Annotated in this window: 13 protein-coding genes; 10 read left to right on the top strand and 3 right to left on the bottom strand. The window is 70.1% G+C overall.

Annotated elements, in window-relative coordinates:
• Positions 1-52: 52 nt before the first annotated feature.
• The 5 genes from H4281_RS18435 (at position 53) to H4281_RS18415 (ending at position 3,639) form a co-directional block, all read left to right on the top strand.
• A complete protein-coding gene (locus H4281_RS18435) occupies positions 53-1,012 on the top strand; it encodes a thiamine-phosphate kinase (RefSeq protein ID WP_182892182.1) in 960 nt (319 codons plus the stop codon).
• Between the two features lie 20 nt (positions 1,013-1,032).
• Complete coding sequence (locus tag H4281_RS18430) at positions 1,033-1,515, top strand: GNAT family N-acetyltransferase (RefSeq protein WP_182892181.1); 483 nt, start codon at positions 1,033-1,035, stop codon at positions 1,513-1,515.
• A gap of 22 nt (positions 1,516-1,537) precedes the next feature.
• Positions 1,538-2,068 (top strand): gamma carbonic anhydrase family protein, encoded by a 531-nt coding sequence (locus H4281_RS18425; protein ID WP_182892180.1) that lies wholly within the window; start codon positions 1,538-1,540, stop codon positions 2,066-2,068.
• Positions 2,069-2,099: 31 nt separating this feature from the next.
• Positions 2,100-2,777, top strand: coding sequence for a uracil-DNA glycosylase (locus H4281_RS18420; protein WP_182892179.1), 678 nt, complete (start codon positions 2,100-2,102; stop codon positions 2,775-2,777).
• A gap of 73 nt (positions 2,778-2,850) precedes the next feature.
• Positions 2,851-3,639, top strand: a complete 789-nt coding sequence (locus H4281_RS18415; protein ID WP_182892178.1) for an alpha/beta fold hydrolase — start codon at positions 2,851-2,853, stop codon at positions 3,637-3,639.
• Positions 3,640-3,814: 175 nt separating this feature from the next.
• Here H4281_RS18415 and rpmB read toward each other — a convergent pair whose 3' ends face one another.
• On the bottom strand, positions 3,815-4,006 hold the full coding sequence (gene rpmB, locus H4281_RS18410) for a 50S ribosomal protein L28 (protein ID WP_009074135.1): 192 nt from the start codon (positions 4,004-4,006) through the stop codon (positions 3,815-3,817).
• 134 nt (positions 4,007-4,140) lie between these two features.
• Between rpmB and H4281_RS18405 the strand changes: the two genes are divergently transcribed.
• Together H4281_RS18405 and recG are read left to right on the top strand one after the other, a co-directional pair.
• Positions 4,141-5,727, top strand: a complete 1,587-nt coding sequence (locus H4281_RS18405; RefSeq protein ID WP_182892177.1) for a fatty acid kinase ATP-binding subunit FakA — start codon at positions 4,141-4,143, stop codon at positions 5,725-5,727.
• 2 nt (positions 5,728-5,729) lie between these two features.
• The gene (gene recG, locus H4281_RS18400) at positions 5,730-7,883 is read left to right on the top strand and encodes an ATP-dependent DNA helicase RecG (protein ID WP_182892176.1); all 2,154 of its coding nucleotides are present in this window, start codon (positions 5,730-5,732) and stop codon (positions 7,881-7,883) included.
• Between the two features lie 56 nt (positions 7,884-7,939).
• Here recG and H4281_RS18395 read toward each other — a convergent pair whose 3' ends face one another.
• On the bottom strand, positions 7,940-13,120 hold the full coding sequence (locus H4281_RS18395; protein ID WP_182892175.1) for an RHS repeat-associated core domain-containing protein: 5,181 nt from the start codon (positions 13,118-13,120) through the stop codon (positions 7,940-7,942).
• Positions 13,121-13,411: 291 nt separating this feature from the next.
• On the opposite strand from H4281_RS18395, the gene H4281_RS18390 reads away from it, so the two are divergent.
• A complete protein-coding gene (locus tag H4281_RS18390; RefSeq protein ID WP_376771895.1) occupies positions 13,412-13,936 on the top strand; it encodes a GNAT family N-acetyltransferase in 525 nt (174 codons plus the stop codon).
• A 636-nt stretch (positions 13,937-14,572) separates the two neighbouring features.
• On the opposite strand, the gene H4281_RS18385 is transcribed toward H4281_RS18390, so the two are convergent.
• Entirely contained in the window at positions 14,573-15,205 is a 633-nt protein-coding gene (locus H4281_RS18385) for a TetR/AcrR family transcriptional regulator (RefSeq protein ID WP_182892173.1), read from the bottom strand.
• A 31-nt stretch (positions 15,206-15,236) separates the two neighbouring features.
• Between H4281_RS18385 and H4281_RS18380 the strand changes: the two genes are divergently transcribed.
• Positions 15,237-16,454 carry an erythromycin esterase family protein gene (locus tag H4281_RS18380; RefSeq protein ID WP_182892172.1) on the top strand — a complete coding sequence of 406 codons (1,218 nt, stop codon included), beginning with the start codon at positions 15,237-15,239 and terminating at the stop codon, positions 16,452-16,454.
• 251 nt (positions 16,455-16,705) lie between these two features.
• The gene (locus H4281_RS18375; RefSeq protein ID WP_182892171.1) at positions 16,706-17,638 is read left to right on the top strand and encodes a S8 family peptidase; all 933 of its coding nucleotides are present in this window, start codon (positions 16,706-16,708) and stop codon (positions 17,636-17,638) included.
• Positions 17,639-17,712 lie beyond the last annotated feature (74 nt).

Genomic DNA, 17,712 nt, shown 5'->3' with positions numbered 1-17,712 from the left:
TCCGATAGTCGGTGGCCGATCCGACACAGGCGAGGGAAACAGGAGGTGACCGGTGTCACCGGACGAGCACTCGGTGGCCGCGACAGGCGAGTTCGGCCTGATCCGGCGGGTCACCGAAGGACGCGCGCAGCCGCCTTCGACACTGCTGGGCCCGGGCGACGACGCGGCGGTTCTCGCCGCGCCGGACGGCCGCGTGGTCGTGACGACCGACGTGCTGGTCCACGGCGTGCATTTCCGGCTCGACTGGTCGAGCCCGGAGCAGGTCGGGCGCAAAGCGGTCGCGGTGAATCTGTCCGACGTCGCGGCGATGGGAGCGAAGCCGACGTCGGTGGTCGTCGGGATCGCGTGCCCGGCGGACACTCCCGCGCAGGTCGTGACCGAGATCATGGACGGCATGTGGACCGAGGCGGGCGCGGCAGGGATCGGGGTGTCCGGCGGCGATCTGGTGAGCGCGGACCAGCTCGTGATCAGCGTCACCGCATTGGGCGACCTCGAAGACCGCGAACCGGTGACCCGGTCCGGTGCGCGCCCCGGCGACGTGCTCGCGGTGTGCGGGCGGCTCGGCTGGGCCGCGGCCGGGCTCGCGGTGCTGCGCCGCGGATTCCGGTCGCCGGTCGGCGTGGTGAACGCGCAGCGCTGCCCGGAACCGCCCTACGCGGCCGGTCCGCAGGCCGCGCTCGCCGGCGCGACGGCGATGATGGACATCTCCGACGGGCTCTTGGCCGACCTCGCGCACTTGGCCGCGGCGTCCGAGGTCGGGCTCGACGTGCAGACCGCGCAGCTCGAGGTGTCGACGCGGCTGAAGGAGGTCGGCAGCGCGCTCGGCGCGGACCCGTTGCAGTGGGTGCTGACCGGCGGCGAGGACCACGCGCTGGTCGCGACGTTCCCGCCGTTCGACGACCTTCCCGAGGGCTGGCGCAAGATCGGCGTGGTCACCATGCCCGGCTCCGGGGTCACAGTGGACGGACGCGAGTACGACCAGCAGGGCGGCTGGGAGCACTGGCAGCAGTGATCCTTCATTAGGCTGGCGCCGTGGACATCCGTGTCGTGGCCTTCGACCATCCCGACGCCGCCAAGCTGATGGCCGAGGTGCAGCTGGAATACGTGCGCCGCTACGGCTCCGAGGACGTGACCCCGATGGACCCCGCGGAGTTCGCGCCGCCTCGGGGCCTGTTCCTGGTCGGATACCTGGACAACGTGCCGGTGGCGTCCGGCGCGTGGCGCGCGCACGACGGTCCCGAGCCGACGTTCCGGCCCGGCGACGTCGAGCTGAAACGGATGTACGTGATCGAATCCGCGCGGGGCCGCGGTTTCGCCCGCGCGATGCTCGCCGAACTGGAGCGCACCGCGGTCGCCGCCGGACGCCGCCGCGTCGTGCTGGAGACGGGCACCGAACAGCCGGAAGCGATCGCCCTCTACCGTTCGTCGGGCTACGCCGAGGTCCCGGCTTTCGGCTATTACGGCGATATGCCCGAAAGCCGGTATTACGGCAAGGATCTCGACCGACCACTCTGACGACTTCGACCCGGAGGCGGCTTTGGCCATCTACGCGCTCGGCGACCTGGTCCCGACCATCCACCCGGACGCCTACGTCCATCCCGACGCCACCGTGATCGGCGACGTCCGGATCGGCGCGCGCGCCTCGGTCTGGCCGCAGACGGTGCTGCGCGGCGACCACGGGTACATCGAGATCGGCGAACGCTCGAACGTGCAGGACGGCTGCGTCGTCCACTGCACCGCGCGGCATCCGACGATCGTGGGCCCGTCCTCGGCGGTCGGGCACGCGGTGCACATCGAGGGCGCGACGATCGGCACCGGCTGCCTGATCGCGTCGGGTTCGGTGGTGCTGAACGGAAGCGTGATCGAGGACGGCGGCATGGTCGGCGCGGGCGCGGTGCTGTCGTACGAATCGACGGTCGGCACCGGCGAGATCGCGCTGGGAGTTCCGGCGAAAACGCGGCCGAACAAGTCGTTTTCCGAAGACCAGATCGCCGCGGTCGTGGATTCCTACGTCCGCCGCGGCGCCCGGTTCCGGGCCGAGTTGCGCAGGCTGGACCCGCCACAGTGACGCCGCGCACGTGGCGCTAGGCTCGCGGGCCGTGACTGGACGACCGCTGGACGAAATCGTCGAAGCCGGCTGGGCGAAAGCCCTTGAACCAGTGGCCCCGCAGGTCGCCGCGATGGGGGAGTTCCTCCGCGCCGAGATCGCCGCGGGCCGCACCTATCTTCCCGCGGGCGAGCACGTGCTGCGCGCGTTCAAGCAGCCGTTCGACGACGTCCGCGTGCTGATCGTGGGCCAGGACCCGTACCCGACGCCGGGGCACGCGGTCGGCCTGAGCTTTTCGGTGGCCCCGGACGTGCGGCCGATCCCGAAGAGCCTGATCAACATCTACCAGGAGTACTGCGAGGATCTCGGCCATCCGACGCCGTCCAACGGCGACCTGACCCCGTGGGCGGAGCAGGGCGTGCTGCTGCTGAACCGGTCGCTCACCGTGCAGCCGCACAAGTCGAACTCGCATCAGGGCAAGGGCTGGGAACAGGTCACCGAGCAGGCGATCAAGGCGCTCGCCGCGCGCGGCGGACCGCTGGTGGCGATCCTGTGGGGCCGCAACGCGCGGAACCTGCGGCCGATGCTCGGCGACGTGCCGTGCATCGAATCGGCGCATCCGAGCCCGCTGTCGGCGCGCAACGGTTTCTTCGGATCGCGCCCGTTCAGCCGCGCGAACCAGCTGCTGGTCCAGCAGGGCGCGGAACCGCTCGACTGGAAACTTCCCTGACGCGGCGTGTCCGGTTCCGGCGATCGGCGCCGACCACCAGGGTAAGCAGCGACTGAAACCCTGGAGGAAAGCCATGACCGCCACCGTCACGTCCGCCGACGGCACCCCGATCGCCTTCGACACCTACGGCTCGGGTTCGCCGGTGCTGCTGGCCGGCGGCGCGGTGAACGACCGCACGACCGTCGCCAGGCTCGCCGCGGTGCTGGCCGACGCCGGTTTCACCGCGATCGCCTACGACCGGAGAGGCCGCGGCGACAGCGGAGACGCGCCGGTCTACGCGGTCGAGCGCGAGATCGACGACCTGGAAGTGCTGATCGAGGCCGTCGGCGGCTCGGCCGCGGTGTTCGGCCACTCCTCCGGCGCGATCCTGTCCTTGGAAGCGGCGGCGCGCGGCCTGCCGATCACGAAGGTCGCGGTGTACGAACCGCCGTTCATCGGCGACGACCGGCCGCGTCCAGCGGAAGATCTGGTGGACCGGGTCAGCGCCCGCCTCGCCGACGGCGACCGGGACGGCGCGGTCGAACTGTTCCTGGTGGAGGGCACCGGGACCCCTTCGGAGATCGTGGACTCGATGAAGGCCGCGCCGGTGTGGGGCTGGTTCGTCGGCCTGGCGCACACGCTGCCCTACGACCTGACCGTCTGCGGCCGCGGCAACCACCTGCCGACGGACCGGCTGGCCGCGATCACAGTGCCGGTGCTGTCGCTGTCCGGCGGCGCGGGGGAGGCGTGGATGACGTCGTCCGCCAAGGCCGTCGCGGCCGCGGTCGCGCACGGGCGGTACGAGGAGATCCCGGGGCAGGACCACGGGGTGCTGAACGCGCCGGAATCCCTGCGGGAGGTGCTGACCGGCTTCCTGAGGTGACGAAAAAGGGGCGGGTGCCGAAGCACTCGCCCCTTCAATCCCAAGGTGACTCACGCGGGGGGTCCAGGGGGCTTGCCCCCTGGCGGGGGCCCGGGGGTTCGACCCCCGGAAGACACCTGAACGCAGAAAAATGGCGAGCGCTCTCCGCGAGCACTCGCCACCTTCACAACTGCGTTCAGCCTCGGACGACCTTGCCGGCCTTGATGCACGAGGTGCAGGCGTTCAGGCGCTTGCGCTGGGACACGCCGACCTTCGCGTGCACAACCTGGATGTTCGGGTTCCACCGGCGGTTGGTACGCCGGTGGGAGTGCGAGACCGACTTGCCGAAGCCGGGTCCCTTGCCACAGACGTCGCACACGGCAGCCACGTCGAACTCCTCTGGATATGGGACAAAGAATGCGCGCCCGAACGTGCCGGGCAACTCGACCATAGTAACGAGTGGTCTCGGGGGCCTTGCCGCGGGGTCGTTACCCTCGCGGGGACCGGCTAGGAGGTTACGGGGTGCGGGTGCTGGACGCGGCGGCGGTGTCGGGCTGGGCGGCGGCCTCTGTGCGCAGCTTGGACAGGCTGCGCACGGCCATCGACGGCATCAACGTCTACCCGGTCGCGGACTCCGACACCGGCTCCAACCTGCTGTACACGATGACCGGCGCGCACGAGGCGCTCGACGGCGCGGAACCGGCCGGCGCGGCGGAGGCGCTGGCGGTACTGGCGCGCGGGGCGGTGGCGCACGCGCGGGGCAACTCGGGCGTGATCCTGTCCCAGGTCGTGCGGGGGATGGCCGACTGGGCGGCCACCGGCGGCGAGCTCGACGGATCGGGTCTCGCCGCGGCACTCGGGCACGCGGACCAGGTCGCCACGGGCGCGGTCAGCAGGCCGGTCGCCGGGACGATGCTGACCGTGCTGCACGCCGTGGCCGCTGCTGTTCGAGGCACGGCACGGACGTTGCCCGAGGTCGCGCGCGAGGTCGTCACCGTGGCCGCAGCGGCCTTGGAGGAGACGCCCAAGCAGCTGCCCGCGCTGGCCAAGGCGGGAGTCGTCGACGCCGGGGGCCGCGGGCTGGTCGCGGTGCTCGACGCGCTGGCGGGCGTGATCACCGGCGAAACCGAGGAGCCCGGGCATGACCTGAAGGCGGTCGCTTCGCTGCCGGAGCAGGTGCCGTACGCGTGGGAGGTCATGTACCTGCTGGACGAGGTCGACGAGGCCCGGCTGCCGGCGTTGCGGAAGGAACTGAGCGGGTTCGGCGACAGCGTGACCGTGGCGGGCGACGGTTCGGGCAGCCACGCGGTGCACGTCCATTGCGCGGACATCGGCGCGGCCATCGAAGCCGGGCTGCAGCTGGGCAGGCCGCGAAAGATCCGGGTCGAACCGCTGATCACGCCGACGCCGATCGAACCGGGTGGCGGCATCGACCGGTCCGTGGTCGCGGTGGTGCGCGGCGGCGGGCTCGCCGAACTGCTGCGGGCCGAGGGCGTCGCGGTGCTGGCGGTGCCCGAGGGCGAGACTCCCAGCGTCGAGGACATGATCGGGCTGTTCAACGAGGCGGCCGGACAGCACCTGAGCGTGCTGCCGGGCGGACCGGATCTCACCGCGGCCGCCGACGCCGCTGCCGGGCATCCGATGGCGGGCGAGCGCGATGTCGTGGTGATCCCGTGCGTGTCGCCGGTGCAGGTGCTGGCCGCGCTCGCGGTGCACGACAGCGAACGCCGGGTCAACGACGACGTGGTCGCGATGGCCGAGGCGGCGGGCGCGACGAGGCGTGGCGAGCTGCGGATCGCGCACGAGGAGTCGCTAACCTGGGTGGGCCGGGCCCAGTCCGGCGACGTGATCGGCCTTGTCGACGACGAGGTGGTGCTGATCGAGCCCGCCCCGGCGTCGGCGACGAATCTCGTCGCGGCCGCGGTCAGCGTGCTGAACCGGATGCTGGCGCTCGGCGGCGAGCTGGTCACCGTCCTGAGCGGGGCGGACGCTCCGCCGAGGGTGGCCGCCGAGCTCGCCGAACAACTGCGGCTGGAGCACCCCGAGGTGGAGTTGACGAGTTACGCCGGCGGTCAAAGCGACGCTGTGCTGCTGATGGGGGTCGAATAATCATGGCCGGGCTTCGCGACAAGCTCCCGCTGCTGCTGGGCGCGAAAACGGCGAAGGCGCTCTCGAGCGCGCTCGACATCGAGACGGTTTCGGATCTGCTGCGCCACTATCCGCGCCGCTACGCCGAACGCGGCGAGCTGACCGACATCGCCGGGCTGGAGCTCGGCGAGCACGCGACCGTGCTGGCGCGGATCGAGAAGATCAGCAAGCGGCGGATGAAATCCCGCAACGGCACCATCCTCGACATGGTGATCACCGACGGCAAGCGGCGGCTCGCGTGCGCGTTCTTCAACCAGGCGTGGCGCGAGAAGGAGCTGGCCCCCGGCAAGACCGGGCTGTTCGCGGGCAAGGTCACCGCGTTCCGGGACACGCTGCAGCTGGCCAACCCGGAGTACGAACTGCTCGACGCCGAACGCGAGGCCGAGGCGGTCGACAACTTCCTCGCCGAGATCATCCCGGTTTACCCGGCGGCGCAAGGCATGCCGACCTGGTCGATCGCCAAATGCGTGCGGCAGGTGCTGGACGTGCTGGAGGTCGGCGAGGACCCGATGCCCGAGGAGCTGCGCAAACGGCACGGACTGCCCGGCCTCGAGCGCGCGCTGCGCGGCATCCACCGCCCGGAGGACTGGGCGCACCTGGAGACGTCGCGGCATCGGCTCAAGTGGGACGAAGCGATGGCCGTGCAGCTGATTTTCGCGCAGCGACGGCATTCCGCGGTGTCGCGTCCGGCGAAGGCGAGCCCGCACGTCGACGGCGGCCTGCTGGACGCGTTCGACAAGCGGCTGCCGTTCGACCTCACCGCGGGCCAGCGCGCGATCGGCGACGAGATCGCGGCCGACCTGTCGACCGAGCATCCGATGAACCGGCTGCTGCAGGGCGAGGTCGGTTCCGGCAAGACCGTGGTCGCGCTGCGGGCGATGCTCCAGGTCGTCGACTCCGGGCGCCAGGCGGCGATGCTCGCGCCCACCGAGGTACTCGCCGCGCAGCACGCGCGCTCGCTGCGCGAAATGCTCGGCGACATCGGCATGGCGGGCGAACTCGGCGCGGCCGAGAACTCGACCCGGATCACGCTGCTCACCGGGTCGATGGGCGCGAAGGAACGCAAGAAAGCGTTGCTGGAGACGGTAAGCGGCGAGGCGGGCATCGTCGTCGGCACGCACGCGCTGATCCAGGACACCGTGCAGTTCGCCGACCTCGGGCTCGTGGTCGTGGACGAACAGCACCGGTTCGGCGTCGAGCAACGGGACGCGTTGCGTTCGCGCGGAGCCGATTCGACGAGCCCGCACGTGCTGGTCATGACGGCGACGCCGATCCCGCGCACGGTCGCCATGACGGTCTACGGCGACTTGGAAATCTCCGCGCTGCGCGAAATGCCGGTCGGCCGTTCGCCGATCAAGACGACGGTCGTGCCGGTCGCGGAGAAGCCCGCGTGGTTCGACCGGGTGTGGCAGCGGGTCAGCGAGGAAGTCGGCAAGGGGCACCAGGCCTACGTCGTGTGCCCGCGGATCGGCGACGAACCGCCGTCGGACAAGAGCGACAAGCGGCCGCCGCTCGCGGTGCTGGACGTCGCGCCGGACCTCGCCAACGGCGCGTTGAAGGGCTTGAAGATCGCCGCCCTGCACGGCCGGATGCCGACGGACGAGAAGGACGCCGTCATGCAGGCGTTCGGCGCCGGGAAGGTCGAGGTGCTGGTCGCGACGACCGTGGTCGAGGTCGGCGTGAACGTCCCCAACGCGACGGCGATGGTCATCCTCGACGCCGACCGCTTCGGCGTGAGCCAGCTGCATCAGCTGCGCGGCCGGGTCGGCCGGGGGAGTGTGCCCGGATTGTGCTTGCTGGTGACGGAAACCCTGGACGGTACTTCCACGCGCGAACGGCTGGCCGCGGTCGAGTCCACAACGGACGGTTTCGAACTGTCCCGATTGGACCTGGAATTGCGCCGGGAAGGCGACATTCTCGGCGCGGCGCAGTCGGGCAAGCGGTCTGGGCTGAAGCTGCTGTCGTTGCTGCGGGACGAGGATGTGATCACTGAGGCGCGGGAGCAGGCTCAGGAGATCGTGACGGGCGATCCGGAGCTGAAGTCGCTGCCGGGCCTGGCGCAGATGGTGGCGGACGTGGTCGACCTGGAGCGGGCGGAGTACCTGGAGAAGAGCTGACCCCTTTCGCGGCGGCGGGGCCGGGAATTCCGGCCCCGCCGCTTCGCTTGTCGTGGTCAGTCGGCTCCGTAGAGGTCGTCGTCCGAGTCGTACTTCCGCTTGCTGGAGCTGCCGCCGTAACCGCCTCCGTAGCTGCTGCTCCCGTAAGTGCCGGTGCCGCCGTGGCTGCTGCTGTGTCCGCCTCCGTAGCTGCTGCCGTAGTGGCTGCTGGTGCTGGGCCCGTAGACGTATTGGGTGCCGTTGCGACCGCTGCCGCTCGGGTAGTAGCTACTGCTGGAATGGCTGCTGCTGCTCGGGTAGTAACTGCTGCTGCCGCCGGGATAGCCGCCGCTCGGGTGGTAGCTGCTGCTGTAGTGGCTGCTGCTCGGCGGCTGAACGGTTCGGATGTAAGGCGCCGAACTCGAGGACGACCCGGCGTGCCCGCCGCTGTAGCTGTGGTGCCCGCTGCCGCCGGAGTACCCGCCGCCGCCGTAGCCGCCGGAGTGGCTGCTGCCGCCGTAGCTGCTGCTGCTCGGCTTCACGGTCTTGACCTCGGGAACCCAGTCCGCGACCGGGTTTCCGCGGTAGCCGGGGGTGCCCTTCTTCCACCACACCTCGTTCGCGCCATTGCTCGGGGTCGTGTCCCGGTAGCGCGGTTCCTTGCCGCCGCTGGCGTTGGAGTTGGCGCGCTTCTCGAGCCAGCCGAACGAGTTGGGGTCGGCGTTGTGCGCCTTGTTCGCCGGGCGGTCGTTCTTGTAGCCCTCTTTGTTGAAATGCGTGCTGGCCGAGGGGTTGTGCCCCATGACGAGATTGCTGTGGCCCTTGACGATCCCAGTCGGGTTTCCCTGGTAGTCGCGGGTGTGGTAGCGCCGGTTCGGGTCCATGTACCACTTGGTGTCCTCGCCGCGCTTCTTGAAGGAAGGCGGCGGGGACACCGCGTTGCGTTCGAAGATCGGCCGCATCGCCTTGCTGCTGTGGGAGAGGTTGGCGTACCCGTAGTGGGTGCGCCGGTCTTTCGGGCCGGATTTCTTGTGCTCCACGTACACAGTCCCGCCGGGGGACTGCTTCCGGGAGCGGCCGGCGGGGTCCGGCGTGAGGCTGGGACCGCGGTCGTACGGGTCGGGACTGGGACTGCGCTTCGAGCAGTTGCTGCCCGCGAGGCCGAGCGGGTCGACCAGGACGTGCGGGTTGCTGACGTAGGCGTGCGGGTCCGGCCCGCCGGCCAGCCCGATCGGGTCGGGGCTGACGTAGCGGGCGAGCGCCGGGTCGTAGTAGCGATGCAGGTTGTAATGCAGACCGGTTTCCGCGTCGAAGTACTGGCCCTGGAAGCGCAGCGGCGTCCCGGTTTCCCCCGCCGCGTCGACCACGAGGCCGAACAGGCTGGTGCGCGCGTGCCAGACGATTTCGCCGTTGTCGTCGAGCAATTCGGTCGGCGTTCCGGACGGTTCGGCCACGATGGCGAAGAACTGCTCGTCGATCCGGTCCTGCGAGTCCGCCGGAACGGGACGGCGGCGTTGCAGCAGCGGCCGGAAGGTATCCGGTTCGTAGTCCCACACGGTCGTTTCGGCCGTGCCGTCGGCGGTACGGGTTTCCTCGACCAGAGTGTCGCCGTCCCAGGCGAAGTCGACGCGTTCGAGCGAGGTCTTCCCGTCGGCGGCGAAGTGCTCCTTGCGGATCCGGCGGCCGAGCGGGTCGTAGGAGTAGCGCCAGGAGGTGCCGTCCGGGACCCGGACCGAGGCGAGGCGTTCCAGCGGACCCCAGGCGTACTCCCAGGTCCGCCCGTCCTCGTGCCGGCGGGTGAGCATCCGTCCGGCGTCGTCGTAGGTGTAGCGGACCGCGCCCGCCTCGGTGATCACCGAAGCCGGGCCCGCGCGCCTGCCGAGCCGGTCCTCCTCTTCCGGCGCGGGCCAGGCGGCGTCGACGAGCCGTCCGGTCGCGTCGTAGGCGTACTGCTCGCTCCAGCCGTCGGCGCGGACCGAGGTGACCCGCCCCCGGACGTCGAGGGTGAACCAGCGCGAACCGGACGTCTGGTCGTCGATCCGGGCGGGAAGGCCGTCGGGCCGGTAGTGGTAGCGCCGGTCCCGGCCCAGTTCGCCGGACGCGGCGCGCACGGCCTGCCCGGAAAGCTGCCCGGCCGGGTCCCAGGCGCGCAGGACCGCCGCGCCCTGGCCGAACGTGCGGCGGACCTCGCGGCCTGCCGGGTCGTACTCGAACCGGGTCGTCCGGCCCGCGGCGTGCAGCGCGGCGAGTTCGCCGGCTTCGCTGTACTCCCAAGCGCTTTCCGCTCCGGACGGCGTCTGCCGCCGGACCAGGTTGCCCGCGCTGTCGTACTCGGAACGGAGAGTGCGCCCGTTGACCGTCTCGGCGATCACGCGACCGGCCGCGTCCCGGGTGTACTCGACGCGCGTGGTCCCGTCGTCGACGGCGGCGAGCTGCCCGAGGACGTCGTGCTCGAACCGGGTGCGCACGGTCCCGGACGGCCCTTCGACGACCTCCTCGACGAGGTTGCCGCGCAGATCGCGCCGCATGGTCACGACGTCGCCGGACTGGCTGCGGATCTCGGTCAGCTCGCCGGCGGCGTTGTAGCGGTAGGTCGAGGACGCCCCGCCGAAATCGGTTTCGCGGACGAGGTTTCCGGCCGGGTCGTACTCGTAGCGCCAGACCTGGCCGTGTTCGTTGGTGACGCCGGTCAGCCGCAGTTCGGTGTCGTAGGAGTATCCGAGCCGGGTGCCGTCCGGCCGGATCTCGGCGGAGACCAGGTCGAAGTGGGTCACTTCCTGCTGGGTGATCGCGGACGACGCGTCGGCGTGCAGGCGGTTGTTGCCCTCGCCGTCGTAATGCCATTCCTCCATGGACCCGTCCGCGCGGCGGTGCCAGGCGAGCGAACCGTCGACGGTGTAGCCGAATTCCTCGACCGCGCCGGTCGGGTCGACCGTCGAGGAGAGCCTGCCGAAACAGTCGTAGCGATAGGCGGTCGTCGCGCCGTGCGGATCGGTCACCGTGATCGGATTGCCCGCGTCGTCGGACACCACGGTCAGCTTCACACCCGCCGGATCGGTCACCGACGCGAGGTGACCCCACTCGTCGTAGGTGTAGACCGTGACGCCGCCGCCGGGTTCGACGAGGCGGGTCACGTTGCCGCGCTGGTCGTACTCCCACCGGGTTTCGATGCCAGGCGCCTCGATCAGGTGCACCGGCTGGCCGAATTCGTTGCGTTCGACGGACCATTCCGTGCCGTCCGGCCGGCGCGCGCCGATCAGGTTGTTCAGCTCGTCGTAGCGGTAGCGCTGCGTGCGGCCGAGCTCGTCGGTCTCGCTGAGCAGCCGGTCGCGGGCGTCCCATTCGTAGCTGCGCGAGGCGCCGAGCGCGTTGACCTCGCGGACGAGCTGGCCCGATTCGTTCAGGTGGAAGGCACTGCGGTGCCCCAGCGAATCGACGACGTGGGTGACCAGGTTGACCAGGTCGTATTCCATGGTGACGGTGAGGCAGCCGCCGGAGCCCTCGGTGCGCACGACCCGACCGGAGGGGTCGTAGTGGAAGCGGTACCACTCGCCGTTGCGGTCGGTCCAGGCCTCGATCCGGCCCGAACGGTCGTAGGCGTACCGGAACGGGAGGCCGGATTCGTTCGTGACCTCGGTGAGGTTGCCGTTGACGTAGCCGTAGCGGACCAAGTGCACCTCGGCGCCGTCGCCGCTGACCGTCGACAGCCCGGTGACGAGCCCGCCCTCGGTCGCGATCTCGATCCGGTAGCCGCCGCTGTGCCGCATCGCGATCGGCGTGCCGCGCGGGTCGCGCTCGAAGTAGATGTGCTCGTCGTTGCGGTCGGCGATCGAGCGGATCGGCCGGATCTGCCTGGTGCCGCGCTCGAAGGTGAGAACCCGTTGCCGTTCCCGGTCCTCGATGACGAACCCGCCGCCGGGTTCCTGGGCGAGGAACCGCGCGGGCCCGTGCTCGGCCGCCACCCATTCGTCGCCGCGTGGCCGCGGGAAGACCTGAACGGTCCCGTCCGAGGCGGCGAACCACACCTGGTCGTCGTGCACCTCGACCCGCTCGTCCAAAGTGGACACCCAAGCCCCGCCCAGCCAGCCGCCCGCGCGGAAGGCCGAGAAGTGCGCGCGCTCGAAGACCATCGGCAGCGCACTGCGGAACGCGGCGTCGGTCTCGGTCAGCACCATCTGCCCGCTCGCGACGTCGATCGGGTCGCCGGTGGTGCAGATCTTTTCCAGCGACCGCGAGTTCTCGCCCTGCTCGTCCAGCGACCGCGCACCGCCCTGCCCGCCGCGTGCCCCGGACGCCGACGTGTGCCCGTCCAGCCCGCCCCGGACCCCGCTCGGCCCGTCGGGTCCCGCCTCGGGCTTGTCCGACTGGTGGTGGCCGCCGCCGTGCTGACCGGTGTTCCCGCTGTGATCGCCGGACGCCGCGGTGCTTTCGTCTTTGGCGCTGGACTTAGGTTTCCCGGACTTGACGTTGATGTCCTTGGGCGCGTGCGTCGGCGCGCCCTTGCCGCTCTTGAGCCCCTTCAACGCTTTGCCGGCGTCGCCGAACAACGTCCCGGCCTTCTTCAGCAGCGGGATCAACGCCTTGAGCGCCTGCACCAGCTTCGTGGTGACCTGGCCGATCTTCGACGCCGTCTTCGCCACCGCGGAAATCACCTGCGGCACGACCCAGGCCATCCCGATCCCGAGCGTGAACACGACCTGCAACGCCCACGAGATCAGGTGCCCGACGAGATCGGCGATCGTGTCCCGCACCAGCGACCGGACCGCCGCGACGATCTCGCCCGCGGTCTTGACGCCGCTCGCCGCGCCCTCGCTGCCCTTCTGCGCGCTGGCGATCAGCGCGGAGGTGTCTTCCGCCTTCTTGCGGTAGGTGTCGGCCGCTTCGCCGTTCCAGTCCTGCAGATCCTTCTTGACCAGCTCGGTCAGCTCAACCGAAACGGTCTCGAGCTCCTTGGCGACATTCGTCCAGGTCTCCGCCTGGGACTTGATCTCGTCGGCCTTCCCCGTGAGCGCGTCCAGCGCCTCCTTGAGCGGCCCGACATGCTCCATCAGCCACCCGACCCCCGCGGCGAAGATCGCGCCGAACGGATCCATCACCGCGGTGAGCACGTCGAGCGCCGTGCCCACCGCCCCGATCGCGACGGCCGCCCAGTTCTTGCTCTCGATCGCGGTCTTGAGGCCGGTCGCGTCCTCCAGCAAAGGAATCCCGGACATCGCGGTCGTGGAATCCTTCACCGGCGCGATCAACGGGTTGGTCATCGAGTGTCCCATTTCCTGGTGCGCACGGGCATGACGAACGAGCGGAGCTGACCCGCCAATCCGACGAGGCTATCGGCCGGGCGGCCAAGGAGCCTTCCGGGCGGGGCGGCGATGCCTGAACTCCCGGAACCCTTGCCCGAACACACTCCCCGGTGGCTTTCGGCGCCTTTGCCCGACTTCGCGGCGCTGACTGTCCTTTGTGGTCGCTTGGCTAAACCGCATGCGGGCACGTGGGCTTTTGTGCTGAACTGCCCGTAGCCGATCGTCGCCTGCCGAGCCTCTGGAGGAATGGTGCCCGACCTCGTGATCCGCCCCGCGACCCCGGAAGACGCGGCAGCCATCGCAGCCGTTCACGTCGGTTCCTGGCAAGCGGCCTACGCGGGTTTGCTGCCGGACGAGTTCCTCTCCGGCCTTTCGGTCGAGACGCGGGAAAAGGGCTGGGCATCGAGCCTGGCGGACACTTCCCGCCCGCACACCGTCCTGGTGGCAGGCACCGGCGAGAAGATCACCGGCTTCGCAGTCTTCGGCCCCAGCCGGGACGACGATGCCGCCTCGAAGACCGGCGAACTGTCGTCGATCTACCTCCTCCCGTCCGAATGGAGCCGGGGAATGGGCCGAGCACTGCACGAGGAGTGCGTGCGCGGCCTGTCGGCCCAGTTCGATGCGGCGACGCTGTGGGTGCTGTCCACGAACACGAGGGCCCGGAAGTTCTACGAACGGGCCGGGTGGGTCACTGACGGAAAGGCCAAGGCAGAGACGATCTCCGACGGTGCGGTGACCTTGGAGGAGGTCCGGTACCGGTTGGCGTTGGGGTAGGCGTCTTTCTTGGGCTTTGCCGACGGCCGTCTTGTGGCGGCTGCTTGATTTCGCCCGCCTCGTGTGTCCGGACTCGTCGGCGCTGGGCGGCGATTTGTCTAGGAGGTTGCTGGCCAGCTTGCTAGGTCTGTTGCCGTTAGGCGGCGACTGTCTGGTCCGCTTGGTCCACAAGTCCGCGTCGCGTGTTGCCGCTTTGACGGCGACCCTCCGCGCGTCTCGCCCGCCAACGTCGCTCCGGATACCGCTCGTCGGCGACGATCGCCCGGTGCCCGGTGCCCGGTGCCCGGTGCCCGGTGCCCGGTGCCCGGTGCCCGGTGCCCGGTGCCCGGCGTCTGGTGCCCGGCGTCTGGTGCCCGGCGTCTGGTGCCCGGCGTCTGGTGCCCGGCGTCTGGTGCCCGGCGTCTGGTGCCCGGCGTCTGGTGCCCGGCGTCTGGTGCCCGGCGTCTGGTGCCCGGCGTCTGGTGCCCGGCGCCCGGTGCCCGGTGCCCGGCGTCTGGCTTCGCCTGGCTGGCCACTGCTTTGCTGCGAGCGTCTGGCCAGCCCATCGTTCAGCCGCAGCCTGCTTTCGCCGTTTGCGGCGAAAGCCAGCCCGCCTCCACCCGTCGCCGTTTCCGGCAACAAGCCCCCACCTCGGACTCAACCCCCGTCGCCATCCCCCGGCGACCGCCTCCTCAACACCCCCGCCCGGGCAGCCGCAGCCCCAGCCTCCGCAGCGACCTCAGCCGTCTCCTCCGACACCGGCTCCCGCGACACGAACAACCGGTAGAACACCGGCCCGCACACCGTCCGCGTCACCTCGTCCGGATCGGTGTCGGCCGGCACCTCCCCGCGCGCCGCCGCCCGCTCCACGATCACCGCGGCTCGGGCATGCCGATCCCGATAGAAATCCCGCAACGCCTCGGCCGCCTGTGCCGAGTGGAAGGCCGCCAGCACCGCGGCGGTCGGCAGCTCGCGTTGCCCCGGCGTGGTCAACGCGTGCACCACGTCCAACGCCATTCGCCGCAAATCGGCGACAAGCGAACCGGTGTCCGCAGGGCTCCACGGTTCGCCGGCGCCGAACCGCAGCGCGGCCGCGACCAGTCCTTCGCGTGACTCCCACCGCCGGTAAACCGTCGTCTTGTGCACGCCCGACCGTTCGGCGACGGCCTCGACCGTCAGCTCGGTGAACCCGACCTCCGCCAGCAGATCGAGCGTCGCGCGCAAAACGGCGACGCGCGTGCGTTCCGTTCGTCCGCCCGGTCTGCTGGTCCCCGGTAACTCAGTTGCCAATCGCTACCCCTGTTGCATTAGTGTCCTCAGTATGACACCGCTGAGCACCCGTTCGCCGCTGGACGGCGACGTCGCCTCGATCACCGGCCTGATCGGCGACGCGCGCATCGTCGCGATCGGCGAGAACAACCACCACATCCGCGAGTTCGGCGAACTTCGCGCCCGGTTGCTTCGCCGTCTCGTCGAGGACCACGGGTTCACGGTGCTCGGTTTCGAATCGGGATTCGCCGAGGGCGACCTGGTGCAGCAGTGGCTGAACGGCGGTCCCGGCACGGTCGCCGAGGTCGGGCGAGAAGGATTCACCTTCTCTCTCGGCGAGTCGGTCGAGGCGCACGAAATGCTGACGTGGATGCGCAGCCACGGCGGCATCCGCTTCTCCGGACTCGACCTGCCCAGTTCGAGCGGTTCACCGCAGCCGGCGTTGCGGATTGTCCGCGGCTTCGTGGCGGAGGTCGATCCGGAGGTGCTTCCGCTGGTCGACGCCGCGATCGCCGCGTCCGAGCCGTATTCGGCGGTCAGCAGCGCGGTCGCGCCTGGCCGTTATGCGGCAATGGCCGTCACGGAACGAGACGCGGCCACGGCTGCGTTGACGACTCTCGTAGCGCACCTTCGTTCTCTGTCGCCAGTTTATCGGCAACGGAGCGAGCCGGCCCGATATGCGATCGCCGAGCACCACGCGGTCGGCGCGCTTCGCGTCGACGCGTACTTGCGCGAGTTGAGCGCGATGATGGCGGGGACGGCGCCGTCGCTCCAGGGGTCGTCTCGCGACACGTACATGGCCGCAACTGTGAAGCTGCTTCGCAAGCTGTACGGCGAAGGCGAGAAGATCGTGGTGATGGTCCACAACGGACACCTGCAGCGAGTGCCGTTCGCCGCTTTGCCGACCATGGCGTTCCCTTCCGCGGGCACACACCTCGCCGAGGAGTTCGGCGACGATTACTTCGCCCTTGGCCTCACCGCGGGCACTGGTGCGACCACCGGTCTCGAACCGGACGAGAGCGAGCGTCTCGGCTTCCGGGTCTTCGAACAGGAGTTGGAGCCGCCCGCCGAGGGCAGTGTCGAAGCGGCAATGGCCGGCGAGGATCCGTGCGTGGTCGATTTGCGGCAAGACCGGGCGCGGGGCCTGACCGGACCGTCGAGCATGCGGCACGCGCACATGTTCACGAAGGTCGACGTCGTGCAAGCCTTCGACGCGCTGGTCTACTTGCCGACGATGTCGGTGAGCGCGCACGTCCCGCCGGCGAAGTAACTGTCAGTCTGCCAACGGTTGGCCAGTGAGCGGCAAAAGCTCTCGACCGGTCAACCATTGGCCACGCAGCGGCGAGACGCGTAGGTCGGACTGCCGTTCGCCCCGTAGCGGCGAAAGATCGATAGATGCCGTTCATCGTCCCCCTGTCCTTCGCTTGTCAGTGCGTCGGGGCGGGCGGACGCTGGACCGGGACCAGCCCATCGTGTGACGTCGAGTTGCCGCTGAAGGGCCACCGGGATACGACCGCAGGCATGCGGAACCGAGCGGCGCGTGGCCTTTTTTCGGCAACTCTGACATTTCTGCTGGTCGCCGGGGTGCAACCGGCCGCGTTAGCGGCGAGCGGGACGCAGGCCAACCCGCCGAGCTGGGCGCTCGACCGGATCGACCAGCGAACCGGCCTCGATCAGAAGTACCACTACGACTCGGACGGCTCCGGCGTCACCGTCTACGTGATCGACAGCGGCGTCGATGCCAAACACCCGGATCTGCAGGGCCGGGTCATGCCTGGCAAGGATTTCCTCACCACCGGCCCGGACACGTCGGACACCAACGGCCATGGCACCCGCGTCGCGGGAATCGTTGCGGGACACAGCTACGGCGTCGCCAAAGGCGCGCAGATCTTCCCGGTCCGAGTGCTCGACAAAGCAGGCGGCGGCGCCACCGACACGATCATCGCCGGGCTGAACTGGGTCGCCCGGAACGCACACCAGCCTGCGGTCGCGGTCCTGGGCATCGGCGGCGTGCCGAACGAGCAGCTCGACAACGCGGTCAAGGGAGTCGCGGCGGTGATGCCGATCGTGGTTCCGGCAGGTGAGGGCAGCGCCGACGCCGGCCAGAGCTCGCCTGCCCGAGTTCCGGAAGCCCTCACCGTGGGTGCGACCGACGTCCAGGACCAGGTCGCGCCGTTCTCGAACTTCGGCACGCCGCTCGATCTGTACGCACCGGGCGTCGACATCCCCGCGCCGATCGCCGGAACAGCCGATGTCGGGACGCTGTCCGGCACCTCGATGGCCGCCGCGGTGACCGCGGGCGCGGTGACCCTCTACCGGTCCGCCCGTCCCGACGCCGCGCCCAATGCGGTCGGGGAAGCAATTGTGCAGGACGCAACGCAGAACGTGGTCAAGAATGCGCCCTCCGGAACCGCGAATCGGCTCCTGTGCACACTGCCTGCGGGAACGCCCTGACGGTTGCGGCGCGGCGGCTCGGCCAGCATCATGCATGCAGGTCGGCGTGCATGATGTCCATCACTTGGACTACG

It is taken from the genome of Amycolatopsis dendrobii (assembly GCF_014145675.1).
In the GTDB taxonomy this organism is placed as follows: domain Bacteria; phylum Actinomycetota; class Actinomycetes; order Mycobacteriales; family Pseudonocardiaceae; genus Amycolatopsis; species Amycolatopsis dendrobii.
The sequence above is the reverse complement of the archived record's forward strand: the minus strand, read 5'-3'. Positions and strand labels throughout refer to the sequence as shown.